Genomic DNA, 24,703 nt, shown 5'->3' with positions numbered 1-24,703 from the left:
GGGGTCCGGGCGCGGGATGCGGCCCGGGCGCCCCGTGCCAGCCCATCGAGAACGGGAAGGGATGGTCGAACAGGGCGTCGTAGCCGGTGAGGAGGCGGCCGAGCAGGCGGGACAACCCGTCCCGCTGGTCATCGGAGAGCGCGGCGAGGCGGTCGACCGGATGCCGGGGCAGGAGCAGGGTCTCGAACGGCCACAGCGCCCAGAACGGCACGACGACGAGCCAGTGCTCCTCCGCCAGGATCACCCGCTCCCCCGCCGCCGTCTCGATCTCGGCGTAGTCCATCAGCAGAGAGCTGCCAGACCGGGCGAAGTGCTCCCGCTGCCGCGCGTCCTCGGCGGCCGGCTCGTCGGGCAACACGTCGCAGGCCCAGATCTGACCGTGGGGGTGCGGGTTCGACGCGCCCATCGCGGTGCCGCGGTTCTCGAAGACCTGCACCCAGCGCCAGGTGCGGGAGAGTTCCTCCTCCTGCGCCGCCCAGGTGTCCACGACCGCCCGGACCTCGGCCGGAGTCATGTCGACGAGCCCGCGATCATGACGAGGGCCGAAGCACACGACCCGGCACGTCCCCCGGGCCGGTTCGCTGCGCAGCAGGCCCGATCCGGGACTCGCCGGCCACACCGGAGCCGGGTCGACGGGCGGGCCGGCGGGCGGGGCGACGGGCGGGCCGGCGGGCCGGACCGGGTCGGGACGCAGCGCCGGGAAGTCGTTGGTGAACACGTAGGTACCGGAGTAGGAGGGGTTGCGTTCACCGCCGGCCCGGAGGTTGCCCGGGCAGAGGTCGCATAGAGGATCATGGGCGACTGCGGCCGGCACCGGCGGTGGTTCCTGACCGCCGTGCCACGGTCGCCGCGTCCGCCCCGGCGAGACCAGAACCCAACGGCCGGTGAGCGGGTTGAACCGCCGATGCGTGATGTCGTCCATCGCGACGAAGCCTGCCATGGGCGGCGACCGCGGCAAACGCGCTGCCGGGACGGCCGGGGGTGATCCCCGTTACCACGGAGCCAGGGCGTGACGAGGGGCGACGCGGGGCAACGAGGGGCGGCGAGACGTAACGAGGCGTGGCGAAGAGTGACGGGGCGTGACGGCCAGCCCGTCGCGGCGCCGCCGGGTTCCGGGAACCTCATGTTGAGTTCAACTTCAACACCATAGTCTGCGGGCATGCTTCCTACCGATCTGATGACCGTGGGTGAGCTCTCGCAACGAAGTGGCTTCGCCGCGTCGGCGCTGCGCTTCTACGAACAGCGGGGCCTGCTCACCGCCACCCGGACCTCGGGTGGGCAGCGCCGGTACGAGCGCCATGTCCTGCGGCGGCTGGCGTTCATCCGCGCCGCCACCGCGGTCGGGCTCAGTCTCGACGAGGTGCGGGAGACCCTGTCGTCGCTGCCCGAGTCGCGCACGCCGACCAAGGCGGACTGGTCCGCGGTCTCGCGGCGGTGGCGCGGCCGGCTGGACGACGAGATCGCGGCTCTGGTCGCGCTGCGTGACGGACTCGACTCGTGCATCGGCTGCGGCTGCCTGTCGCTGCTTCGCTGCCGCATCTCGAATCCGCACGACCGGATCGCCGAGCTGGGGCCGGGCGCCCGCGCGCTGCCGGCCGCGCTGCGCCGGACCCGCAACCCCCTCGATCGGTGTGGTCAGCCCGTCCGATAGGACATCGGCTAGGACATCCGCGATAGGACAGACGCGACGGCACGCGGGTGGCGGTCCATCGCCGGACCGACATGAGCCAGATCCGGGACGCCGGACCGAGACGCCGGACCGAGACGCCGGATCCGGGACGCCGGATCCGGGACGCCGGATCCGGGACGAGGAGGGGTAGTGGGAGACACATTCGGCATGTTCCAACCGGGTGCCAGCAACGGCGAACCGAGGAGCGGGCGCAGCCAGACGGGCAGCCAGACGGTCGGTACGGATCCCGTCTCCGGGCTGCCCAGCCGGGTCTCGGCGCACCGTTCGCCCGGCATGCCGCCGGACGGTCCCGGTCCGGTGCGGGCCCGTCGCCGCCGCCCGTTAATCGTCGGCATCGGTGGCAGCAGCCGGGCGAACTCCACCACCCACCAGGCCCTGGCGACGGTGCTGGCGATGATGGGGCAGGCCGGCGCGGAGACGATACTGCTCGGTGCGGCGGACCTGGACCTGCCGATGTACGCGCCGGAACGCCAGGAACGTCCCGCCGCGGCGCTGCGCCTTCTCGCCGCCGTCGAACGGGCCGACGGCCTCGTGATCGCGACTCCCGGTTACCACGGCGGGATGTCGGGCCAGGTCAAGAACGCCCTGGACTATCTGGAGGACCTGCGCGGCGCGCCCCGGCCCTACCTGGACGGCCGGGCGGTCGCACTGATCGTCGGAGCCCGGGGCACGCAGGCGGCCGGGACGACGCTGACGGCCCTGCGCTCAACGGTGCACGCCCTGCGCGGCTGGCCGACCCCGCTGGGAGTCACCCTGAACACCGCGGTGCCGCTCTTCGACCCGCACGGGCGAGTACTCGACCCAACCGTCGCGGCCCGCCTGGAGACCCTCGCCAACCAGATCATGGGGTTCACCTACGCCTGGTCCCAGGTGCTCTGAGGTGATCTGAGGTGATCTGACGCCGGGACGCGACCCCGCGCCGCGGCCCGTGCGGGTCCCGGCTAACCCGGGCGTATCCGTCCTGAGCAGGCAGGTCTACCGTGGCGGGGCCCGGCAGGGGACAGCGGGGCCCGGCAGGGGACCGGAACACGGGACGCATGACGAGGCACGCACGACGAGGAGGCGGCACGGTGGGACGACGGTACGGGCTCCGGCGGCTCGCCGCGGCGGTTCTGGGCGCCGTGCTGGCGGGAACGCTCGCCGCGTGCGGTGGCGACTCGGACGGCGAAGCCACCGGCACCTCCTCGGCCGGATCGACGGTCAAGCTGATGATCATCGCCCCGGTGGGCACGTCCGGGACGAACTACCCGGAGATGGTGGCCGCCGCCCGGGCCGCCGTGCGCGGGGTCAACGCCCGGGGCGGGATCGCCGGCCACCGGGTCGAGCTCGTGCACTGCAACGAGAAGAACGACGCCGCCATGGCCAGGAAGTGCGCCCAGCAGGCGGTGGATCAGCACGTGCTCGCGGTCGTCAGCGAGGTCAGCGGCTCGGGCGGGATCATGCCCATCCTGGAGAACGCGGGGGTCCCGTCCATCGGTTCGGCCGGGATCTCGGCCGACGGATCCGAGCTCAGCTCCCCGATCAGCTACGTCATCAGCCCGCTGACCCTCTACCCCGCGGTCTGCCCGTCGTTGCTCGCCAAGGCGGGGGCCACCCGCCTCGGGCTGGTCGGCTACGACCTCAGCGCCAGCGACCGGCTCATCATCATGGCCGAGGGCGGCGCGAAGGCGGTAAACCGTCCGATCAATCCGAAGATCCGTATTCCGATCACGACGAGCGACTTCACCCCGGCGATCTCCCAGCTCACCCGGTCCGGTGCCGACGGAGCCGTGCTCGTCGTGTTCGACCAGGCCGCCTATGCGGTGATCTCCCAGGCCGGCCAGCGGGTCCGGACCTGCCACGCGGCCGGAACCCTCTCGCCGAAGTACCTGTCGACGCTCGGTCCGGCCGCGGACAACCTCGTGGTCGCGACCGCGTTCCCCGAGCTGAGCCAAGCCGGCCAGTTCCCCGAGGTCGCCCGGATGATCTCCGAACTGGACGCCGAGCAGGCCGGCGGGGACGCGGACGCGGCCCCCGCGCTGCGCACCACGACGACCACCACCGGCGCGTGGCTGTCCGTGCAGATCGCCGAGAAGGTGGGCAACAAGGTGTCCGGCGAGCTCACCGCCCGCACCCTGCTCGACCAGCTCAACCGGACCACCGACCTGGACCTGGGCGGCATCGTCCCGCGGCTGAACCTCACGGCGACGACGCCGATCCCCGGGGCGGAACGGATCTTCAACACCACGCTGCGGGGAGCCCGCTGGGACAGCGCGTCGAAGAGCTTCGTGCCGCTCGGCCCGGAGACCTACTCCGGCCTGGACATCCTGCGCCGGGCCGCCTCCTGACTCTGAGGCACACGCTGACCCGGGTCAGGCACGCGGGCCGCTGAGGGCGCCATCGCCGGCTGGGGCACCACCGGACGGGGCACCATCGCCGGAGTCCGCCGGCCGCCCGGGTGACAGATAGGCGCCGAGCAGGATCTCCCGGTCGGCACGGGCCTGGGCGGCGGTGCCCGACCAGGCGAGGGCCCCGTGCCGCAGGACGTGCACCCGATTGGCGATCGACAGGGCGCTGCGGACGTGCTGCTCGACGAGGATCACGGCGAGCCCGTCGTCCGCGGCGGCGCGCACCGCCGCCAGCAGACGGTCCACGACGCGCGGCGCGAGGCCCAGCGAGAGCTCGTCGGCGAGCAGAACCGTGGGCCGGCGCGCCAGGGCGCGCGCGAGGGTCACCATCTGCTGCTGCCCCCCGGAGAGCAGCCCCGCCCGCCGGTCGAGGTGCTCGGCGAGCTCGGGGAAGACCGCGAGGGCGAGGTCCGGGTCGCATCGACCGACCCGGAGATTCTCCCGGACGGTGAGGTCCATGATGACCGAGCGTTCCTCGGGAACCAGGCTCAGGCCACGCCGGCACCGTTCGTGCAGCGCGGCGGTCGTCACGGCCCCGGCGAGCAGGACCTCGCCTCCCGCTGACGGGATCGCGCCGGCCAGCGCCAGCAGTGTCGTCGTCTTGCCGGCACCGTTCGGGCCGAGCAGGGTCACGACCTCGCCGGCGTACACCTCCAGGTTGAGGTCGCGGACCACCGGGCCGTTGCCGTAGCCGGCGGACAGGCCCCGCGCCGCCAGCACCGCGGGGCCGGCCGCGAACCGGGCCGGATCCGTCAACCGAGCCGGATCCGTCAACCGAGCCGGGACCGCCGCCTCCCCCAGGCAGGCGACCCGCACCCGGGGGTCCTCGCGCACCCGCTCCGGCGTCCCCTCGGCGATGCGCTCCCCGGCGTCCAGCACGACCACCCGGTCGCAGACCCCCATGACCACGTCCATGTCGTGTTCGTTGAGCAGGATGCCCAGCCCCCAGTCGTCGGCGAGCCGACGCAGCAGGCCCGCGACCTCCGCGCTCTCCGATTCGTCCAGCCCGGCGCACGGCTCGTCGAGCAGCAGCACGGCGGGGCGCGCCGCGACAGCCCGGGCGATGGCCAGCAGCCGACGGCGACCGTAGGGAAGCTCCGCCACGGTGCGCAGGAGATCGTCGCGCAGCCCGAAGGCGTCGATCGCAGCGACCGCGGCCGGCTCGAGCGGACGTCCCCGGGGGAACAGCAGGTCGGTGAGATAGGCGCGGGTGTCCCGGCGGTCGCTGGCCGCCTGGATGTTCTCGATGACCGTCAGATCGTCGAACAGCTCCAGGTTCTGGAACGACCGGCTGATGCCGGCGCGGGCCCGCCGGTGCGCCGGCAGACGGTCCAGCCGGACGCCGCCCAACGTCATCGACGTGACCGAGAACGGGGTGTAACCGGTGATCGCGTCGATGACCGTCGTCTTGCCCGCGCCGTTCGGGCCGATCATCCCGACGATCTGACCGGGTTCCACCCGCAGGTCGACCGAGCGCACCGCGGTGACCGCGCCGAACCGGACCGTCAGACCCCGGACCGACAGGACGGCGGGCGCGACAGGCGCGGGGGGCGGGCGCGGCGGGCGTGGCGCCGAGCAGGCGGGCCAGGCGGGCGGCATCGGAGCGGCGGCGACGGGCGGCCGCGGCGGGGACGTGGCGGTCGTGGAGCAGCCGGGCGGCGCGGGCGTTCTCCGGCGCCATGCCCCCACCCGACCGGGACAGCACGACGACGAGGACGATCCCGCCGATCAGCGGCACGTAGCGGTCGAGCTCGGCCAGCCAGTCCCGCACCCATCCGCCGAAGACCGCGGCGACCAGGGCGGCGCCGGCCGCGACGGCCCAGGGAGCGTACCGGGCAGCGGCGCCGAGCCGGCGGCGCGGGCGCGGCACGCTGACGAGCGAGGCACCGGCGGCGAGGCCGAGCAGCCCGGCGAGGGCCGCCACGACGACCCGCAGCAACACGCCGAGCCGGGCGAGCAGGTCGCCGACCCAGCCGCCGAGCCGGGTCGCGAGCGCCCCGGCGGCCATCGTCGCCCCGGCGAACGCCCCGCTGACCCAGCCGACCCCGCCGACCACCGCGTAGGCGATGAGCATGATCGACGAGAACGGCGCGAAGGCGCCACCGCCGTAGTCGATGTTCCCGCGCTCCCCGTAGACGTAGAACGCGTAAAGCACCCCGCCGAATCCGGCGATGGCCGCCGACAGCGCGAAGGCGTAGAGCTTCGCGCCGACCACGCTGATGCCGAGCGCGGCGGCGGCCCGCTCGTTGGTCCGTACCGCGATCAGCCGCCGGCCCGCGCGCCCGCGCCGCAGGTTGGCGACGGCCAGCGCGACGAGGACGAAGGCGAGGACGGAGACGGTCGCGAACCCGCGGGGGTTGGCAACCTTGTCCAGCTCGATGCCGAGGAACGTCTGACGGCCGACGACCGTGCCCTCCGGGGAGGCCAGATCGCCGAACAGCGAACCGATGGAGTCCGCGCTCCTCGGCGCCGGGGAGTGGTAGCCGCGCTGGAACAGCAGAGCGTCGACGGCGGTGCCCAGGCCCAGGGTCACCACCGCGAACTGCAGGCCCCGGGTCCGCAGCGCCGGCAGGGCGAACAACAGTCCGACCGCGGCCGTGCCGGCGACCCCGACGAGCATGGCCGCTTCCAACGGCCAGCCGCGGGTCGCGACGAGCCGTCCGGCGATCAACGCCGCGATGCCGGAGAAGGCGAGCTGCGCCAGGGACAACTGCCCAGTGAACCCGACGAGCACGACGACGGACAGGATGACCAGCGCCCACAGGGCGTTCGCGTCGATCGCGTCGACCCAGTCGACCGGCAGCAGCCACCAGATCGCCGCCAGGGTGGCCGCCACGGTGACCGCGAGGGCGCGCGGATGCACCCGGCCGCTGCCGAGGGCAGGATGACGTTCGGCGAGGTGGCCGCGTTCGGGTATTCCCCGCCCGCGGATCGCGAGGTAGAAGACGATGACCGCCAGCGGCACGGCCCGGTCGGCCCCGCGCCACCAGGGGTGCTCGGCGACCAGCTGGAACTGGGTCTCCACCTCGACGACCCCGAGGGCGAGCCCGCCCGCCAGCACCATCGGGAAGGAGCGGAACCGCGCGACCAGCGCGACCGCCAGCGCCGGGACGATGAGCAGGAGCAGGTTCGCCGAGGACAACGGGTTCTGCAGCGGCGCGAGCAGGACCCCGCCGAGACCGGCCAGCGCGCTGCCGGCGCCCCAGGCCGCGGCGGCGACGGTGTCCGCCGACCAACCGAAGGTCGCGGCGGCCCGGAGGTTCTCCGCCGCCACCGTCGCGGCGAGGCCCACCGTGGTGAACCGGAACACCGCCCAGAGCCCCGCGACCAGCACGGCGACCACGGCCAGCCGGACGAACACGGACACGCCGACGGGCTCGTCGAACAGCGTGATCCTGCCGGTCGGCAGCACCGTCGGGGAGGTGCGCACGGCACCGGCGAACATCAGCGTCAGCGACGACTGCAAGATGATCAGCAGACCAAGCGTCGCCATCAGCCGCAGCAGCGAGGTCGCCTCGCGCAGCCGCCGCATCACCAGCAGGTGGAACACGACCCCGATGGCGGTCGTCGACAGCATGGCCAGCGGCGCCGCGAGGCCGAGCGGCAGCCCCCACCCCGCATGCAGCCCATGGAAGGCATAGGCCGCCCAGGCCAGCAGCGCGCCCTGGGCCAGGTTGAGCACACCGGCCCCACGGGCGATGACCACCACACCCGAGGCCACGAGGGCGTAGAGCGCGCCCGTGCCCAGGCTGAGCAGGGCGTAGCCCATGACGTCGTTCAACGGCGGCCCACCCTGCTCCGGGCACCGCGGAACGGCGCCTCGATCATCCCCTCAGTGGCCCCCCACCAATGGTCGCCGGCTCTCCTCGATCGCGATGAGCGGCGTGAGCCCACCGGAAAATCCGCAGCCAGGCCATTGATCACGTAATCATGGCAACCGAGGTGACGGTACGACCGGACAGACCGACAAGGCAATCAAACCAGCCACAACAGCCACCGAACCCCACAACAGCCACCGAATCCCATGAGAGCTACCGAACCTCGCAAAAGCCACCTAACCCCACGGATTGGCCAGGGGTGACGGAACGCGGACACACCGCGGAACGCCCGGGATGGCACCATCGGACGAACGCTCGATGGCGGACGAACGCTCGATGGCGGACGAACGCTCGATGGCGGACGAACACGGCTACAGGGGTGGAAACGGATGAGGGACCTGGTACCTGGCGCGAACGGGCCGTTGCCTCCCGGCCCTGTCTCGGTCCGGCTCGCCGGCCCCTTCGACGTCTGTGCGCTCGTCACCGGCGCGAACGGCAAGGTCGCCGCGGACAGCGACTTCGTGTTCTACAACCAGCCCAGAGCGCCGGGCGTGGCGCTCTCGGGCAGCGCGGTGACCGTCGATCCGGGCCGGCTGCGCCCGGGCGCCGAACGTGTCGTGATCGCCGCCAGCCCCGAGAACGGTACGACGCCCTTCGGACGGCTGCCAGCTCTCGCCGTCACCATCCATAATGATCATGATGCCCTCATCGCCCGCTTCGCGCCGCCGCCGTTGTCCCGCGAGACCGTGGTCACGCTGGTGGAGATCTACCGGCGCGGCACCGCGTGGAAGATCCGGGCGGTGGGGCAGGGGTACGCGGACGGCCTCGCCGGTCTCGCCCGGGACTTCGGAGTCGCCGTCGACGACGGCGGCAACGGCCAACACGACCAGGGCCAACGCCGTGCCCCGAGCCGGTATCCCGACTCCACGGGTCGGGGTACCGGGGAGGGCGGTCTGACCCTCGTGCTCGCGCGGGTCGTCACGCTCACCAATGCCGAGCGCGCCCGGGAGGGTCTCGCGCCGCTGACCGTCGACGACCGCCTGGCCGCCGCCGCGGAGGCGCACAGCGTGGACATGGCGACCCGTGGCTTCTTCGCGCACACCAGCCCGGAGGGACGCACGGTGTCCGACCGGGTGAGCGCCCTGGGCTACCGCTACGCCCAGGTCGCCGAGAACATCGCTGCCGGCCAGAACAGCGCGGACGAGGTGGTGACGGGATGGATGAACAGCCCCGGCCACCGGGCGAACATCCTCATCCCACAGCTGCGCCAAATCGGCGTCGGGCAGGCCACCGGCGGCGAATATGGTTTCTACTGGACGCAGGTCTTCGGTACCCTGCTCTGACCGTCGGCGCTCTGACCACTGGCACTCTGCCTGCCGGGTCGAACGGATCACGATTTTCCTGCGCCGGTCCCAAAGAACCGCCAGAACCGGTGACATCGCCGCCGCAGGCGAAAAACCTGCGCAACTCGGCTGCGCACGTTCCGCCGGAACCGATGGGAAAGACAACGTCACAAGTCTTCGCCCACGCCTGGAGAAGTCCGCGTCGAATCTCCGGACAACGGCGTTCGGCCATGCCCGCGAACCACTGATCTAGCGTCCTTCCTGGTTGAGTCAGCTTTCATCGACAAGCTCGACATGCGTTCCACAACCCAGGACAGGACTGGAGAATGCGTACAGAGGATCAACGGGACGGGACGGCGTCCCAACCCAGGAGATATTCGAACGGCCGTCATGCGCGGACTCGAGCACGTCGCCACCGGCTCGGCGGTCTGCTGCTCACCCTCACCGTGGCCCTGGTGACCGGGGCGTTGACCGGACCTGCCCGCGCGCAGACCCCGACGATCATCGAGGACGGCACCATCGGCACCGGGATCAACCAGGTCTCCTACACCGGGACGTGGACCCGGTGCACCGGGTGCATAGCCGGGCCCATCGACGACGGCTTCCGGTACTCGTCGACCTACGGCAGCGTCGCCACGTTCCAGTTCATCGGCACGCGGGTGAGTATCTTCGGGGTCAAGGGACCGTGGAGCGGCCAGGCCGCGATCAGCATCGACGGCAGCACCCCGGCGCTCGTCGACACCTTCGCCACGACCGCGGTCGCGAGCTCGATCTTCACCTCGGACAAACTCATCGCGGGCACCCACACAGTGCGGATCACCAACCTGCACGAGCGCAACCCCGCGTCCCGGGGCTACGACATCGCCTTCGACCGCGCCGAGTCGGTCGACGAACCGGCGCCGCCCCCGCCGACACCGCCGGTGCAAACGGCGCTGACCATCGAGGACACGACGATCGGCACCGCCACCAACCAGGTCTCCTACTCGGCGGGGTGGGCGAAGTGCAGCGGCTGCATTACCTCTCCGAACAACAGCTTCTACTACTCGGCGACCGCCGGTAGAGTTGCCACGATCCGCTTCAGCGGAACGCAGGTCAACCTCTACGGCGCCAAGGGCCCGATCGGGGGATTCAGCACGGTCCGCCTGGACGGCGGCCTGCCCACCAGCGTCGACACCTACTCGCCGAACGCGACCGTCACCCTGCTCTACAGCTCGGACAAGCTCGCCGCCGGCACGCACACCCTGACGCTGACGAACACCGGGCAGCGCAACACCTCCTCGAGGGGCAACAACGTCGGTTTCGACCGGGCGGAGATCACCACCGGAGCGAACCCGCCGCCGGCCCCGCCGTCCTACGCCGGGCCCCGCTCGGGCAAAGGGTGGCTGACCGGCACCTATCCCGACCCGGTGATGAACCAGCAGAACCTGGAGTCGTTCTGCACCTGGCGCGGCGCGCCCTGCGACTTCACCCTGCTTTACACCACCCGGAACAACTGGGGGAACGTCAGCCAGCCGGTGGACCTGCTGCGGACCTTCGCCACCTGGCCCGGCCGGTTGATCATCTCCATTCCACCCTTCCCGGAGAACATCGGCGCCAGCAACGAGACGTGCGCCACCGGGGCCTACGACGAGTACTGGAAAACCTTCGGCCGCGTCCTGAACGCCTACGGCCGGCAGAACTCCTACCTGCGGCTCGCCTGGGAGGGCAACGGCGACTGGTACGAGTGGTCCGCCACCAACCCCACGGCCTACGTCAACTGCTGGCGCCACGTCGCGGACGCCATCAACTCGACCGCGGAGCCGGATCCCACCCTGTGCTGGTGCCTCAACGCTCACTACTCGCAGAACCCGCCGAGCCACAACCCGATCGACATGTACCCGGGTGACGCCTGGGTGGACGGGGTCGGCCTCGACGCGTACGACCACTGGCCGCCGTCCCGGACGAAGGCCGAGTTCGACGCCCAGGCCAACGCCCCCGGTGGGCTGAACTACTGGTTCAACTTCGCCCGCGCGCACAACAAGCTCTTCGGCGTCGGCGAATGGGGGGTGGTGAGTGGCAGCGGAAACAACGGCGGCGGCGACAACGCCAATTACGTCCAGTGGATGTACGACTGGTTCGTGGCCCATGCCGGCAAGGGGCTGGCCTACGAGTACTACTTCAACAACTGCGACCCGAACAACGTCGGTTCGAACCTGTACCGACCGCTCAGCGCCGCGTGTCTCTACCTGAACCGGCAGGCGGGCGCCCGCTATAAACAGCTCTACTCCAGGCAGTAGGGTCCGGGGGTGATGCCGGGTGCCGCCCGCCGACGACGATCAGTGGGCGGCACTCCTCCCCCCGAGGAGGTCCTCAGCCGGGCCGCCGGTCACGGCAGGGACGTAGCTCGACCGATTCGTAGGCCGCCGGGATGTACCACGATTCGCGGCCGTCGTCCCACCGGACGATGAACGGTGGCCGGCCGCTCTCGCCGCGAATCTTGAGTATCACACCGTGGCGCTCGGTACGACCCGTTGCCGAGTTACGCACGACGAGGCGGTCCCCGACCCTGGCGTACATGATGTTTCCGGTGTACATCAAGATTCCCTCCCGCGGTCTGTTCGCGGCCCGTTCGCGGCCTGTTCCGGCATCAGTGCGCCGCCACTCCGTCGAACAGGTCGGTTTCCACGCCGGAACCCGAGCCCGGGCCCACCGTCCCCCGGGCCAGCACGAAGTTCTCGGTGGCCTTCGCTGACCGGCCGTTCCCGTCGACCAGGGCGAAGAAGAATCCGTCCACGGTCATCTGGCTGCGGTGGGCCCGCATCGCCGCGATCTTCGCGGCGAAGAAGCCCGGCGCCTCGATCGTCGTGGTGACCTTGGTATCGGGAACCGACAGCAGCATGTCCGAGGGCATCGTGATCCCCTCGGGGACCGTCTTCGCCAGGTCGGACCGCCAGATGCGGTCCACCGCGGACTCGACCGCGGAGTGGGGCAGCGCCGTCTCGTACAACTTCGAGACCTGCCAGGTCGGACCCGCGTCGGGAGCGAAGTCCGGATCAGCCGCGTCGGCGAAGGCCCGGGCGGTGACGTCGTGCGCCCTGATGTGATCGGGATGGCCGTAGTCCCCGATCGCGTCGTAGGTCACCATCACCTGCGGCCGGACCTCCCGCACGATCCGCACGAGCGCCTCGGACGCGTCGTCCATGTTCGCCCGCCAGAAGCAGCGCGGGTCGTCGTTCGCGGGGCTGTCCAACATGCCGCTGTCCCGCCAACGACCGGCGCCCCCGAGGAAGCGGTAGTCGCTGACACCGAGCTCGGCACACGCCCGTTCCAGCTCCCCGATCCGGTATCCGCCGAGCTGGTCCGCGCGGTCCGCCCGCAGGTTGGTCAGCTCGGGGAGCAGCACCTCGCCCATCTCGCCCAGCGTGCACGTGACAAGGACCACCTGGGTGTCGGGATCGGCGGCGTAGCGGGCCATCGTCGCCCCGGTCGCGATCGTCTCGTCGTCGGGATGAGCATGGACGAACACGATCCGACGGGCAGGCAGCGCACCGGAACCTTGAGTAACCGGCATAGCTTGACTGTAGGGGCGACCCACGGACGGCGCATCTCGACCATCGAACTGGTAACTTGCGGATATAGAGCCCGCAATCGCGCCGATCACCCATAAGAGATAAACAGCTCACAGATCGATGAATCGACGAAGGCGGGCAGAAAGAACAAAGATCTTCATCCAAGCATGGCCCGGGGAACGGGAAGGGCATGAGTGATGCACCCGCCAGACAGGACGTCCGATGGACTCGGGAGGCCATTCGCCGAGTCGAGGCCGACACCAACAGATCGGCGGACACCCACCTGTTCCCCCTGCACCTGTGGCCGGCGGAACGGGGCGTGGACATCTATCTGAAGGACGAGTCGACGCATCCCACCGGCTCGTTGAAGCACCGCCTGGCCCGGTCGCTGTTCCTCTACGGGCTGTGCAACGGCTGGATCCGGGAAGGGACGACGATCGTCGAGGCGTCCTCCGGGTCGACGGCGGTCTCGGAGGCCTACTTCGCCCGCATGCTCGGGCTCCCCTTCATCGCCGTCATGCCCGCCTCGACCAGCGCTCAGAAGATCGCCCTGATCGAACGTGAGCGGGGTCGCTGCCATCTGGTGGCGGACGCCACCACGGTGTACGCGGAGGCCAGGCGGCTGGCCGAGGCCACGAACGGTCACTACATGGACCAGTTCACCTACGCGGAACGAGCGACGGACTGGCGCGGCAACAACAACATCGCCGAATCGATCTTCAATCAGATGGCGTTGGAGCGCCATCCCATCCCCACCTGGATCGTCGTCGGCGCCGGCACCGGGGGCACCAGCGCCACGATCGGGCGTTATCTGCGGTACCGGCAGCACAACTGCGCGCTGTGCATCGTCGATCCCGAGGGCTCGGCGTTCCACCGCGCCTGGTCCACCGGCGACCCGCACGCCACCGGCGGGCACTCCCGCATCGAGGGCATCGGCCGCCCGCAGGTGGAGCCGAGCTTCCTCCCCGACGTCGTCGACCGGATGATCACCGTGCCCGACGCGGCGTCCGTCGCGGCCATGTTGTTCCTGGAGACGCTGACGGGCCGCCGGACGGGTGCCTCCACCGGGACGAACCTCTGGGGCGCGGTGCGGCTCGCCTGCGAACTGGTGTCCTCTGGTCACCGCGGCAGCGTGGTCACCCTGATCTGCGACGGCGGCGAACGGTACGCCGACACGTACTATTCCGGTTCCTGGCTCGACGCGGCCGGCCTCGACCCGCGGCCGTTCACCGAGATCCTGCGCCAAGCCGTGACCTCCACAACCTGGCCGGGCTGACACGGCCTGGCCGGGCTGACACAACCTGGCCGGGCTGACACGGCCCGGCCGGCGCGGTGGCGACCCACCGAAAGCGATGCTACGGTTCCCCCCATCACTAAATGCCACCGGCAAATTACCTACTGCGGTGATTTTATGCGGAACCTGTCGCAGGACCCGGCCGGACAACGACCGGCGGACTCCGAGCCTGCCCGGCACGGCGGGACGATTCTAATCGCCGAGGACGATGCCGCGTTGCTCGAGGTCGCCCGGCGGATCCTGAGCCGCAACGGCTACGAGGTGCTGGCGGCTTCCACCGCCCTCGGCGCGTGCTCGATCGCGATCGAGCACCGGGGCGACATCCACCTGCTGCTCACGGACGTCATCATGCCGCGCATGCAGGGCAGGGAACTCGCGAACCGCATCCGGGCCCAGCAACCCGGCATCCGGGTGCTCTACATGTCGGGCTACGCCGATCCCGTCCTCACCGCGCAGGGGAAGCTGGACCCGGGGGTATCGCTGTTGACCAAACCCTTCTCCGAACGCACCCTGCTGGACAAGGTCCGGCAGGTCCTCGATGTTCCCCGCTGACCGGCCGCGTACCCGGGGGACGCAGGGACGTTCAGGGAGAGACCGGCCGTCCGCGCAGGACGATGAGGTCCGGGGCGCCGAGCACCGCGACGTCGGCCCGCGGGTCGCTCGGATACACCACCAGATCGGCCCAGGCGCCCTCGGACAGGCCCGGATAACCGAGCCAGGAGCGGGCCCCCCAGGTCGCCGCGTCGAGCGCGGCCGCCGCCGGCAGCCCGGCCAGGCGGAGCTCGGCCACCTCCGCGGCGACCAGCCCGTGCGGGAGGCTTCCCCCGGCGTCGGTACCGACGAAGATCGGGATGCCGGCATCGTAGGCCGCCCGCACGGTGTCATGGCGCCGGGCGTGCAGGGCGCGCATGTGCCGGGCATAGGCGGGGAACTTCGCCTCGGCGCCCGCGGCGATGTCCTCGAAGGTCGAGATGTTCACCAGGGTCGGCACGATGGCGACCCCCCGCTCGGCGAACAGCGGGATCGTGTGCTCGGTGAGACCGGTGGCGTGCTCGATGCAGTCGATCCCCGCCTCGACGAGATCCGCGAGGGAGTCCTCGGCGAAGCAGTGGGCGGTGACTCGGGCTCCGGCGGCGTGCGCCGCGTCAATCGCGGCCTTCGCCACGTCCGCGGGCCAGCACGACGCCAGGTCGCCCAGCCCGCGGTCGATCCAGTCGCCGACGAGCTTCACCCACCCGTCGCCCCGGTCGGCCTGCGCGAGGACCTCGGCGACGAGGTCGGCCGGCTCGACCTCCGCCGCGTAGTTGCGGAGGTATCGCCGGGGCCGGGCGATGTGCCGGCCGGCCCGCACCAGCCGGGGCAGGTCGTCACGGGCGTCGATCCACCGGGTGTCGGCCGGGGAGCCGGCGTCGCGCAGCAGCAGCGCGCCCGCCGCCCGGTCGGTGATGATCTGCTGCTCGGTGGTGGGCCTGTCGACGGCGCCGTGCGCGGCGAGGCCGACATGGCAGTGAGCGTCGACGAGGCCGGGCAACACCCATCCGGAGACCGTCCGTACGTCCCGGGCCGCCGCACCGGTGGGGGCGGAGAAGGTGATCCGGCCGTCGACGACCCAGACCTCGTCACGGACATCCGTCGGACCGACCAGCACGCCGCCACGGATCCGCAGCGTCGGCACGCTCATATTCACGTCATATCCCTATCACCGTCATCCGGTCACCGTCGTCCGGTCACCGTCGTCCGGTCACCGTCGCGCCGGCACCAGGCCCGTGGCGAGGACGCGCCGCCTGATCGGGCCCCGGAAGCACTCAGACGTCGAGCTGCGACTCGACGGCGCGCAGCCGATGACGGGCCAGCGCGAGGTTCGCGCGCGGCTTGTCGAGCACCAGATAGAGGAACAGGCCACGGCCGGAATGGCTCTGCAACAACCGGATCAGGTGATACTGGCGACCCAGCGTGATCAGGATGTCCTCGATGGTGTCCTGAAGCCCGAGACTCTCCATCGTCCGAATCTTCGCCCGGATGACCTCGGTGTTTCCGGCCGCGGCGATCTCGAGATCGATCGCATGCGTGTTACCGGCCGTTCCGAGGGTCATTCCACTGGTGAAGTCGACGAGGGCAGCCCCAAGCGCCCCGCTTATCTCGAGCGATTCCTTCAGGGCAATGTCGACGCTGTTCATATCGCCTCCCGTGTGTTCGAGGTCGACGGCAGCTCCGACGCTGCCCCCGTTGTGCACTGGCGCCAGTTCACGCGAACCGCGCGTTGGCAGTGGTCCCCGCAACCAGTCGTCCCCCCGCAGCCAGTCCCCGTAGACCGGAAACCGCCCGATCTACGACCGCTCGCACAACTTTAAGCCCACCCGACCGGATCGCGTGCGGGTGGGCGGAAAAAATGGGCTCGGTGGACGGGCGGACCACACGCCGAACCAGAAAAAGAGATGGCGATTCGCTCGAAAAAACCCGGCCGCCACGCCGCGAAAGGTCCACCTCATCGAATATGTTGCACGAGATCCTGAAGATGACAGATCACGTGCCGGCGGAGGTCGGTCCGGCGAGGAGTCGGGTGCCGTCGGGAAGGTTGCCCGAGGCTTCGGCGTCGCGGAGGTACTCCCACAGGACCCGTTGCAACTCGACGGCGGCACGGGTCGGCTCGACGTCGCGGCGACGCGCCAGCCCGATGGTGCGTTGCAGCCCCGGGAGCACGAACGGGGTGACCCGCATGCCGAGCCGGTGGGCAACCGTGCTCGGAATCACCGCGCTGCCCAGACCCGCCGCGACGAAACCGAGCACGGCGTCCATCTCCCCGCCCTCGATCGCGAAAATCGGCTCGAATCCGGCCTCCCGGCAGGCCGTCACGGTGGCCTCCCGCAGGTCGTAGCCGCGGCGGAACATCACCATCGGGTGGTTGCGCAGATCGGCCACGGTTAGCGGGCGCCCGGCGACGATCGGTGGCTCGTCCAGCGACGAGACGAGGACCAGGCTCTCGCGGATCAGCGGCGAGGTCGCCAGTGCCGGGTCGCTGCTCTGCAGCGGAAGGATGATCAACGCCAGGTCCAGGCTGCCCGCGGCCAGATCGCGGACAAGGTCGCGTGATCCCCCCTCCTCGACCAGCAGGCGGATGCCCGGGTACCGCTGGTGGAACAGTCGCAGCACGTCGGGCAGGAAGCCGGTGCACAGGCTCGGGGTGGCACCGAGGCGCACCGTGCCGTGGCGCAGGTCGAGCAGCTCGGTGACCCGCTGGCGGGCGGTCTCGGTGTCGGTGAGGATGCGCCGGGCGAGCGGCAGGAGCGTCTCCCCCGCCGGGGTCAGGCTGATGTTCCCCCGCGCGCGGTTAAACAAAGGTGTGCCCAGCTCCTGCTCCAAGGCGCGGATCTGCTGGGACAGGGACGGCTGGGCGACATGCACCCGCTGGGCGGCCCGGGTGAAGTGCCGGGTCTCCGCGACGGCGACGAAATAGGCGAGCTGGTGGAGCTGCACGCCGCCAGCGTAGACGTCGATAGGACGGCACTATCGAGTCCAGGTTTATCATGTCTTGGACCACTGGAGGGAGTGCGCTCTAGGGTGCGCTCGTGGCTGTGACAACCCCGGCGCGATCGGCGTCCCCTGCGCCCACCCCGCGGCCCCCGCGATCTTCGTCCGTCCTGCGCAACCTGTGGCGGTCAACCATCGGCAAAAAGACCGTGATGGCCGTCACCGGGCTGCTGATGCTCCTGTTCCTGATCGCTCACATGCTCGGGAACCTGAAGATTTTCTTCGGCCCTGACGACTTCGACCAGTACGCCGGCTGGCTCCGGGCGATCGGCGAGCCGATCCTGCACGATACGTGGTACCTATGGATCCAACGCGTCGTGCTGGTGCTGGCCGTGGGCCTGCACGCGGTGTCCGCGTACCAGCTCAGCCGGCGTGACCTGCGGGCCCGGCCGACAAAGTACGTCCACCGCCAACGAGCCCGGGCCAGCTATGCCACGCATGTGATGCGCTACGGGGGAATCACCCTCGCGTTGTTCATCGTGTACCACATCCTCGATTTCACGACGCTGACCCTCAACCGACACGGGGTCGAAGGTGCCGCCTACGACAACGTCGTGTCGAGTTTCAGCGTGTGGTGGGTCACGCTCATCTACATCGCCGCCATGATTTCCCTCGGGCTCCACATCCAGCACGGCTTCTGGAGTGCGGCCCAGACGCTCGGTGTCAACAACCCGAAACGGGACCGAGTTTTCAAGGCCTCCGCCAATGCCCTCGCGGTTCTCCTCACGGTGGGATTCGTGATCGTCCCGGTGTCGGTTCTCGCCGGCCTGGTGGATTGACGGCACGGCACTGGGCCGACGGGTCACTGCACTGGTGGATTGAACAGCCGACGGCTCCGCGGCCGACATTGCGCGGCGCGGTGCCGGAAGCATGGGAAGGGCTGACATGTCGTTTTACAACCTCGGTGCCGACATCGCCGACACCGCGGCGCCGGACGTACCGATCGAGCAACGCTGGGACAAGCGACGCTTCACCGCCAAGCTGGTCAACCCGGCCAACCGGCGCCGCCACACCGTGATCGTCGTCGGCACGGGGCTCGCCGGTGGCGCCGCCGGCGCCACCCTCGCCGAGCAGGGCTACCGGGTCATCCAGTTCTGCTACCAGGACTCGCCGCGCCGGGCGCACTCCATCGCCGCCCAGGGCGGCATCAACGCGGCGAAGAACTACCGCAACGACGGCGACTCGGTCCACCGGCTGTTCTACGACACGGTGAAGGGCGGCGACTTCCGCTCCCGGGAGTCCAACGTCTACCGTCTCGCGCAGACGTCCACCCAGATCATCGACCAGTGCGTGGCGCAGGGTGTGCCCTTCGCCCGGGAGTACGGCGGCCTGCTCGACACCCGCTCGTTCGGCGGTGTGCAGGTCTCGCGGACCTTCTACGCCCGGGGCCAGACGGGTCAGCAGCTGCTGATCGGCGCCTACCAGGCGCTGTCCCGGCAGATCGACGCCGGCGGCGTGGAGATACACCCGCGCACCGAGATGCTCGACCTGATCGTCATCGACGGGCACGCCCGCGGCATCGTCGCCCGCGACCTGGTCACCGGCCAGGTCTCCACCTACCTCGCCGACGCCGTCGTGCTCGCCACCGGCGGGTACGGCAACGTGTTCTACCTGTCGACGAACGCCAAGAACTCCAATGCCAGCGCGATCTGGCGGGCGCACCGGCGCGGGGCGTACTTCGCCAACCCGTGCTACACCCAGATCCATCCGACCTGCATCCCCCGCTCCGGCGACTACCAGGGCAAGCTCACGCTGATGAGCGAGTCGCTGCGCAACGACGGCCGCATCTGGGTGCCGAAGAAGGCGGGCGACACCCGCTCGCCCGACACCATCCCGGAGAACGAGCGCGACTACTACCTCGAGCGGATCTACCCGGGGTTCGGCAACCTGGTCCCCCGTGACATCGCATCGCGGGCGGCGAAGTACCAGTGCGACGCCGGCCGCGGCGTAGGCCCGGGCGGACTCGGCGTCTACCTCGACTTCGCCGACGCCATCAAGCGGATGGGCGAGGACAAGGTCCGCGAGAAGTACGGCAACCTGTTCGAGATGTACGAGCGGATCACCGCCGAGGACCCGTACAAGGTGCCGATGCGGATCTACCCGGCCGTCCACTACACCATGGGCGGGCTGTGGGTGGGCTACGATCTGCAGAGCAGCATTCCGGGGCTCTTCGTGATCGGGGAGGCGAACTTCTCCGACCACGGCGCCAACCGTCTCGGCGCGAGCGCGCTGATGCAGGGTCTCGCCGACGGCTACTTCGTGCTGCCGCCCATGCTGGGTGACTACATCGCCTCGACGAAGCTGGGCGCGGTCGACGCGAGCCATCCCGCGGTCGCGGAGACGGCGGCCGAGGCGACGGGCCGGCTGACCCGCCTGCTCACCGTGAACGGCGACCGCACCGTCGACTCGTTCCACCGTGAGCTCGGCGAGATCATGTGGGACGAGTGCGGGATGGCGCGCAGCGAGGACGGCCTGCGCAAGGCGCTGGGGCGTCTTCCGGAGCTGCGCGAGGAGTTCTGGCGACAGGTCAAGGTGCCAGGCGGCGCGGGTAGTGTCAACCAGAGCCTGGAGCGGGCGAACCGGGTGTCGGACTTCCTCGAACTCGGCGAGCTGATGTGCGTCGACGCCCTGCACCGCGAGGAGTCCTGCGGGGGGCACTTCCGGGTCGAGAGCCAGACCCCGGACGGCGAGGCCCTTCGCGACGACGACCGGTTCGCCTACGTCGGGGCCTGGGAGTTCGCCGGCACGGAAACCCCGCCGGTGCTGCACCGCGAGGTTCTGGAGTTCGAGCACGTCCACCTCGCCCAGCGTAACTACGCGTGAGGCGGTGCCGGTCAATGGATCACGACTGTACGAGGAGCCGACCGTGAAGCTCACCCTTCGGATCTGGCGCCAGGCCGGACCGGACGAGCCAGGCCGCATGGTCACCTACGAGGTGCCCGACGCGAACCCGGACATGTCCTTCCTCGAACTGCTCGACGTGCTCAACGAGCGACTGACCCTGCAGGGCGAGGAGCCAGTCAGCTTCGACCACGACTGCCGCGAGGGCATCTGCGGCGCCTGCGGAGTGGTCATCAACGGCCAGGCCCACGGCCCCCGGGAACGGACCACCACCTGCCAGCTGCATGTGCGGGAGTTCTCCGACGGGGACGTCATCGACGTCGAGCCGTGGCGCTCGGTCGCATTCCGCGTCGTCCGCGACCTGATGGTGGACCGCTCCGGCCTCGACCGGATCATCCAGGCCGGCGGCTACATCAGCGCCCCGACGGGCAGCGCCCCCGAGGCGCACTCCACCCCGGTGCCCAAGGCCGTCGCGGACACGGCGTTCGACAACGCCACCTGCATCGGCTGCGGCGCCTGCGTCGCGGCCTGCCCCAACGGCTCAGCCATGCTGTTCACCTCGGCGAAGGTCGTGCACCTCAACAGCCTGCCCCAGGGCGCTCCGGAGCGGGCGAGCCGCACGCTCAACCTGGTCGAGGCCATGGATGCCGAGGGCTTCGGCGGGTGCACCAACACCGGGGAGTGCACCGTCGCCTGCCCGAAGGGCATCCCGCTGGACAGCATCGCCACGCTCAACCGCGAGGTCCTGCGGGCCTCGATCGGCCTCCGGTAGAGCGGAAAAGCGTGGAGGGTTAGGCACGGTCCAGAGACCGTGGACCGTGCCTAACCCTCCACCGAAAAGGAGCTCTTCGCGGTACGGCGGATCCGGCGGCGCGGGAGGATAATGGCGGCGGTGGGAAATCACCCGATCAAGGCGGACGTGACGGGATCGACGGACACGACCCGACCGGCCGGGAACGCCGCGGGGCTGAGCGCGCCGCACGGGTCACGCCTGCGTCCGGGGCACGCCGTTCCCGACCAGGTGGCGGTGATCGGCGGCGGGATGGTCGGGCTGTGCGTGGCGTGGTTCCTCCAGGACCGCGGCAGGCGGGTGACGGTCTTCGACCGTGACCACCTCACCGCCGGGCCCACCTGGGCCGGAGCCGGATCGTCCTGGGGCAACGCCGGCTGGCTCACCCCGGGGCTCGCGACGCCCCTGCCGGAGCCCGCGGTCCTGCGCTACGGGCTGCGGGTGCTCCTGCGCCCGGACTCACCGGTGTACGTGCCTCCGGTCGCCGATCCGGGGCTCGCCCGCTTCATCGCCGGATTCGTCCGGCACAGCACGACCGCGCGGTGGCGAACCGCCATGCGTGCGCTGGTGCCGTTGACCCGTGCTGCTCTCGGTGCCTTCGACGAGCTCGCGGCGGGCGGCGTGACCGCGCCGACCCGCGCCGCCAACCCGTTCCTGGCCGGCTATCGCGCCCGGTCCGGCCTCAACGCCCTCCTGACGGAGCTCGCCGAGATCCGGGCGACCGGCCAGCCCGTCGATGCCGAGGTGCTGGGCCCGGCGGCCGCCCGCGACCTCGAACCTCTGCTGTCCGAGCAGGTCCGGTACGTCGTGTCCGTGCATGGGCAGCGGTTCTGCGATCCCGGCCGCTTCGTCGCCGCCCTCGCCGACAGCGTCCGGGAACGCGGCGGCCTCGTGCACGAGGCGATGGCCATCGACGAGGTGCGCGAGGCAGGTGGCCGGGTGGAGCTGCTCGGGCCAGGGGGGCCCGGTGGGCCTTACGACGCGGCGGTAATCGCCACCGGCGCCTGGCTTCCCCGGCTGGCCCGTCCGTTCGGGGTCCGCCTTCCCGTCCAGGCCGGTCGCGGATACAGCTTCCTGGTCGCGACCGAGCAGCCACCGAGCGGTCCGATCTACTTCCCCGCCTCCCGGGTGGCCTGCACTCCCCTGGGGGACGGCCTGCGGGTCGCCGGCATGATGGAGTTCCGCCATCCGGACGCGGCGGCCGACCCGCGGCGCATCCGGGCGGTGGTCGAGGCGACCCGCGGCCTGCTGCGCGGAGTGGACCTGGACACCCGCACCGCCGAATGGGTGGGACCACGCCCGTGCACCCCGGACGGTCTGCCGCTGATCGGCCCGACCACCTCGCCGCGTGTCTTCATCGCCGGCGGGCACGGCATGTGGGGCATCACCCTCGGCCCGGTCACCGGCCGCCTCCTCGCCGACGCCATCGCCACCGGTTCGCCCGCGGCCGAGCTGTCGCCGTTCGATCCGCTGCGTTGATGGCGAAGCGGATCAGGCCCCGATGCGGGCGACTCGATGCTGGCGACTCGATGCGGGTGAAGGGTCAGAACTCTCTGTAGTCAGAGTAGTCAGTTCTGAGCTTGAGATGACCTTTGGGATGACCAGGGAGGGACGACCGGCAGCCCCTGCACCTCCAAGCGCTCCGCGACGGGCAACGGCTGCGGGCGCACGGTGAGCGCCGGGCCGCCTACCGGCTCCCGGACCTTGATTTCCAGAGTCCGGGTCTGGCCGCGATCGACGGTGAGATAGGTGGAGAGCACGGGATGCCCGGACTCGGAACCGCTGGCAAGGCCGATGGGCACACCGTCGAGCCGGGCACCGACGAGCCAGCTGCCTCGGCCCGTGTACACCGAGAGCCAGAGATTGTTCTGCGCCCGGGGATTCCCAGCGGCGTCCTTGAGATCCTGCCGGTGGCGCACATAGGCCGGCAGCCCGTCCGGGGCGGCGTTGGTGAGCCGGATCGTGATCGTCGCCACGCCGGCGCCGTTCGGCTGCCGCTGCATGCGGTAGGTGGTCTGCCGCCGTAGCCAGTAGTCCAGCTTGCTCGCCGTCGCGTTCTGGGTGACGACCCCGAGAAACGGCCCGGGCACGTCCGGCAGCGCACCACCCAGCGCCGTGGACGAAAGAATCCGCTGCTCCTCGGCGTGGTTGCTGGATATTTCCAGCCGGCCCTCGCGAGCGGCCCGTCCCAGCGCGGTCACGAGTTTCGTCGTATCACCGGCTCCCGACTCCACGGCCGCATAGACGGCCTGACCGACCTGGGCGAAGAAGCGGTCGCGGGCGGCCGCGTCCATGATCTCGCCATAGACGCGCGACTCGACGAGATCGACCAGGTGCTCCGCGGCCACCGACGTGCCGTCGGGGAGCACCGCGGGCCGGCTCGCGGCGAGAAGATACGACAACGTCGTGGGGTCGACGCTGATCGTGCCGTCGACGTCGAGGCCCGTTCCGGCCCGGTAGAACGCGCTGTAGAGCCTGCCGGCCATCGGGTAGTCGGGGGTCAGGTTGATATTCGCCCAGATACGGTCGGGCCAGAAGGCGCCGTAACGGGCCGCGAACGGGACCGGCAGCCTCGTCGCGGGTCGCTGCTGGGTGGGGCCTCCCGGCAGAGCACCGTTGCCCGAGATGCCGTCGAGGGACAGCCGCCCGTGCTCCGCGGTCAGCAGGCCGAACCCACCGATGATCCCCCCGTTGGCGCGGGACTCGGCCGGGTTCTGGACGATCAGCAGGTAGCGACGGGCACCGCCCCCGCCGAGCATGGCGGGACCGACCCGGGCGGCCAGAACGACGGTGCCCAGCGCACCGGACAGGCGCCGGCTCCGGTCGATCATCTCGGCGCGGGCGTCGGCGATGCCGCTGGCCCGCCCGGCCCATCCGCAGTCGGGTACGTTCTCCGCTGCCGCCTGCAACGCGGAGATGGCGTTGAAGGATCGCTCGGCCGGGCGGCGGACCGCGGCAAGCGCCCGGACATTGATCGTCATACGCTGGCGCAGCACCCGCGGATCGAGAGAGGGACCCAGGTCGGCCACGGCCGGCAGGCTGGTGCCGGCGACCGCGTCCACCTCTCGGATCAGTGTTGCCGCCGAGCGCAGCGGGCAGCCGGCGACGGGCAGCCGCCCAAACGCCGACCACACCGGATCCGAGGTCAGGGCCCGCGCATCGGTGGCCCGCCGCCGGATCTGCTCGAGCTGCGACCGCAGCTCGGCCTCGCGGGGAAAGTCTCCGCTCAGAACCTGCCGCTGCAGGACGGCGATCCGCTGCCTGGCCTCGTCAAGACGGGACTTGGCCAGTAGTCCGCGCACGACCACCCAGGCGGTCATCGCCACCAGCACGACGAGGGCCGTCGCGACCCCGGCGGCCAGCCGGCGGTACCGGGCCCGGCGACCACGATGACGCCGGCGACCACAGCCGACGCGGTGCTGCCCCGCCCCGGCCTCGCCACCTCCACCCACGCCACCTTCACC

19 protein-coding genes and 1 pseudogene are annotated in these 24,703 nt (G+C 70.7%); 11 read left to right on the top strand and 9 right to left on the bottom strand.

What is annotated here, in order from left to right:
• Positions 1 to 922: galactose-1-phosphate uridylyltransferase (galT, locus tag AC08OV_RS04880; protein WP_476619356.1), on the bottom strand; the 922-nt coding region annotated here is incomplete at its 3' end.
• 237 nt (positions 923 to 1,159) lie between these two features.
• On the opposite strand from galT, the gene soxR reads away from it, so the two are divergent.
• From soxR to AC08OV_RS04865, 3 genes are all read left to right on the top strand, one after another.
• Positions 1,160 to 1,651: a redox-sensitive transcriptional activator SoxR gene (soxR, locus tag AC08OV_RS04875; RefSeq protein WP_462187095.1), complete on the top strand. Its 492-nt coding sequence runs from the start codon at positions 1,160 to 1,162 to the stop codon at positions 1,649 to 1,651.
• A 168-nt stretch (positions 1,652 to 1,819) separates the two neighbouring features.
• Positions 1,820 to 2,569, top strand: a complete 750-nt coding sequence (locus tag AC08OV_RS04870) for an NADPH-dependent FMN reductase (RefSeq protein ID WP_476615674.1) — start codon at positions 1,820 to 1,822, stop codon at positions 2,567 to 2,569.
• 191 nt (positions 2,570 to 2,760) lie between these two features.
• The gene (locus AC08OV_RS04865) at positions 2,761 to 4,017 is read left to right on the top strand and encodes an ABC transporter substrate-binding protein (RefSeq protein WP_476615675.1); all 1,257 of its coding nucleotides are present in this window, start codon (positions 2,761 to 2,763) and stop codon (positions 4,015 to 4,017) included.
• 24 nt (positions 4,018 to 4,041) lie between these two features.
• Here the strand turns inward: AC08OV_RS04865 and AC08OV_RS04860 are convergent, their stop codons facing one another.
• Together AC08OV_RS04860 and AC08OV_RS04855 are read right to left on the bottom strand one after the other, a co-directional pair.
• Positions 4,042 to 5,556: an ATP-binding cassette domain-containing protein gene (locus tag AC08OV_RS04860; protein ID WP_476619355.1), complete on the bottom strand. Its 1,515-nt coding sequence runs from the start codon at positions 5,554 to 5,556 to the stop codon at positions 4,042 to 4,044.
• A gap of 583 nt (positions 5,557 to 6,139) precedes the next feature.
• Positions 6,140 to 7,846: pseudogene (locus tag AC08OV_RS04855) on the bottom strand (ABC transporter permease subunit); the annotation flags it as partial.
• Positions 7,847 to 8,284: 438 nt separating this feature from the next.
• Here AC08OV_RS04855 and AC08OV_RS04850 point away from each other — a divergent pair.
• Together AC08OV_RS04850 and AC08OV_RS04845 are read left to right on the top strand one after the other, a co-directional pair.
• On the top strand, positions 8,285 to 9,238 hold the full coding sequence (locus tag AC08OV_RS04850) for a CAP domain-containing protein (RefSeq protein WP_476614000.1): 954 nt from the start codon (positions 8,285 to 8,287) through the stop codon (positions 9,236 to 9,238).
• Positions 9,239 to 9,564: 326 nt separating this feature from the next.
• Positions 9,565 to 11,514: a glycosyl hydrolase gene (locus AC08OV_RS04845; protein WP_476613999.1), complete on the top strand. Its 1,950-nt coding sequence runs from the start codon at positions 9,565 to 9,567 to the stop codon at positions 11,512 to 11,514.
• Between the two features lie 73 nt (positions 11,515 to 11,587).
• Here the strand turns inward: AC08OV_RS04845 and AC08OV_RS04840 are convergent, their stop codons facing one another.
• Together AC08OV_RS04840 and mshB are read right to left on the bottom strand one after the other, a co-directional pair.
• Complete coding sequence (locus AC08OV_RS04840) at positions 11,588 to 11,812, bottom strand: DUF1918 domain-containing protein (protein ID WP_462186202.1); 225 nt, start codon at positions 11,810 to 11,812, stop codon at positions 11,588 to 11,590.
• A 52-nt stretch (positions 11,813 to 11,864) separates the two neighbouring features.
• A complete protein-coding gene (gene mshB, locus AC08OV_RS04835; protein ID WP_476613998.1) occupies positions 11,865 to 12,788 on the bottom strand; it encodes an N-acetyl-1-D-myo-inositol-2-amino-2-deoxy-alpha-D-glucopyranoside deacetylase in 924 nt (307 codons plus the stop codon).
• Between the two features lie 188 nt (positions 12,789 to 12,976).
• On the opposite strand from mshB, the gene AC08OV_RS04830 reads away from it, so the two are divergent.
• Together AC08OV_RS04830 and AC08OV_RS04825 are read left to right on the top strand one after the other, a co-directional pair.
• Entirely contained in the window at positions 12,977 to 14,062 is a 1,086-nt protein-coding gene (locus tag AC08OV_RS04830) for a PLP-dependent cysteine synthase family protein (RefSeq protein WP_476613997.1), read from the top strand.
• Positions 14,063 to 14,197: 135 nt separating this feature from the next.
• Entirely contained in the window at positions 14,198 to 14,632 is a 435-nt protein-coding gene (locus AC08OV_RS04825; protein ID WP_476613996.1) for a response regulator, read from the top strand.
• A 31-nt stretch (positions 14,633 to 14,663) separates the two neighbouring features.
• On the opposite strand, the gene AC08OV_RS04820 is transcribed toward AC08OV_RS04825, so the two are convergent.
• From AC08OV_RS04820 to AC08OV_RS04810, 3 genes are all read right to left on the bottom strand, one after another.
• Positions 14,664 to 15,761 carry an amidohydrolase family protein gene (locus tag AC08OV_RS04820; protein ID WP_476613995.1) on the bottom strand — a complete coding sequence of 366 codons (1,098 nt, stop codon included), beginning with the start codon at positions 15,759 to 15,761 and terminating at the stop codon, positions 14,664 to 14,666.
• A gap of 124 nt (positions 15,762 to 15,885) precedes the next feature.
• On the bottom strand, positions 15,886 to 16,257 hold the full coding sequence (locus AC08OV_RS04815; RefSeq protein WP_476613994.1) for a hypothetical protein: 372 nt from the start codon (positions 16,255 to 16,257) through the stop codon (positions 15,886 to 15,888).
• 346 nt (positions 16,258 to 16,603) lie between these two features.
• Complete coding sequence (locus AC08OV_RS04810; protein ID WP_462186185.1) at positions 16,604 to 17,554, bottom strand: LysR family transcriptional regulator; 951 nt, start codon at positions 17,552 to 17,554, stop codon at positions 16,604 to 16,606.
• Between the two features lie 164 nt (positions 17,555 to 17,718).
• On the opposite strand from AC08OV_RS04810, the gene AC08OV_RS04805 reads away from it, so the two are divergent.
• The 4 genes from AC08OV_RS04805 to AC08OV_RS04790 all read left to right on the top strand — a co-directional run bounded on the left by AC08OV_RS04805 (position 17,719) and on the right by AC08OV_RS04790 (position 22,718).
• Positions 17,719 to 18,387: a succinate dehydrogenase cytochrome b subunit gene (locus AC08OV_RS04805; protein WP_476614002.1), complete on the top strand. Its 669-nt coding sequence runs from the start codon at positions 17,719 to 17,721 to the stop codon at positions 18,385 to 18,387.
• Between the two features lie 106 nt (positions 18,388 to 18,493).
• Positions 18,494 to 20,431 carry a fumarate reductase/succinate dehydrogenase flavoprotein subunit gene (locus AC08OV_RS04800; protein ID WP_476619354.1) on the top strand — a complete coding sequence of 646 codons (1,938 nt, stop codon included), beginning with the start codon at positions 18,494 to 18,496 and terminating at the stop codon, positions 20,429 to 20,431.
• A gap of 43 nt (positions 20,432 to 20,474) precedes the next feature.
• Positions 20,475 to 21,221, top strand: a complete 747-nt coding sequence (locus AC08OV_RS04795) for a succinate dehydrogenase/fumarate reductase iron-sulfur subunit (protein WP_476615688.1) — start codon at positions 20,475 to 20,477, stop codon at positions 21,219 to 21,221.
• A 120-nt stretch (positions 21,222 to 21,341) separates the two neighbouring features.
• The gene (locus AC08OV_RS04790; protein WP_476615687.1) at positions 21,342 to 22,718 is read left to right on the top strand and encodes an NAD(P)/FAD-dependent oxidoreductase; all 1,377 of its coding nucleotides are present in this window, start codon (positions 21,342 to 21,344) and stop codon (positions 22,716 to 22,718) included.
• Positions 22,719 to 22,807: 89 nt separating this feature from the next.
• Here the strand turns inward: AC08OV_RS04790 and AC08OV_RS04785 are convergent.
• A partial coding sequence (locus tag AC08OV_RS04785) for a DUF4012 domain-containing protein (RefSeq protein WP_476619353.1) occupies positions 22,808 to 24,703 on the bottom strand: 1,896 nt, incomplete at its 5' end.

The sequence above is a fragment of the Frankia sp. CeTa3Moorea genome (genome assembly GCF_978021225.1).
Note: the sequence above shows the minus strand (reverse complement) of the source record. Positions and strands in the feature narration are given on the sequence as shown.

Bases quoted from the DNA above. Each gene is read 5' to 3' on its own strand.
- soxR (WP_462187095.1), top strand. From the start codon at position 1,160: ATGCTTCCTACCGATCTGATGACCGTGGGTGAGCTCTCGCAACGAAGT.
- AC08OV_RS04850 (WP_476614000.1), top strand. From the start codon at position 8,285: ATGAGGGACCTGGTACCTGGCGCGAACGGGCCGTTGCCTCCCGGCCCT.
- AC08OV_RS04845 (WP_476613999.1), top strand. From the start codon at position 9,565: ATGCGTACAGAGGATCAACGGGACGGGACGGCGTCCCAACCCAGGAGA.
- AC08OV_RS04840 (WP_462186202.1), bottom strand. From the start codon at position 11,812: ATGTACACCGGAAACATCATGTACGCCAGGGTCGGGGACCGCCTCGTC.
- mshB (WP_476613998.1), bottom strand. From the start codon at position 12,788: ATGCCGGTTACTCAAGGTTCCGGTGCGCTGCCTGCCCGTCGGATCGTG.
- AC08OV_RS04830 (WP_476613997.1), top strand. From the start codon at position 12,977: ATGAGTGATGCACCCGCCAGACAGGACGTCCGATGGACTCGGGAGGCC.
- AC08OV_RS04825 (WP_476613996.1), top strand. From the start codon at position 14,198: ATGCGGAACCTGTCGCAGGACCCGGCCGGACAACGACCGGCGGACTCC.
- AC08OV_RS04820 (WP_476613995.1), bottom strand. From the start codon at position 15,761: ATGAGCGTGCCGACGCTGCGGATCCGTGGCGGCGTGCTGGTCGGTCCG.
- AC08OV_RS04815 (WP_476613994.1), bottom strand. From the start codon at position 16,257: ATGAACAGCGTCGACATTGCCCTGAAGGAATCGCTCGAGATAAGCGGG.
- AC08OV_RS04800 (WP_476619354.1), top strand. From the start codon at position 18,494: ATGTCGTTTTACAACCTCGGTGCCGACATCGCCGACACCGCGGCGCCG.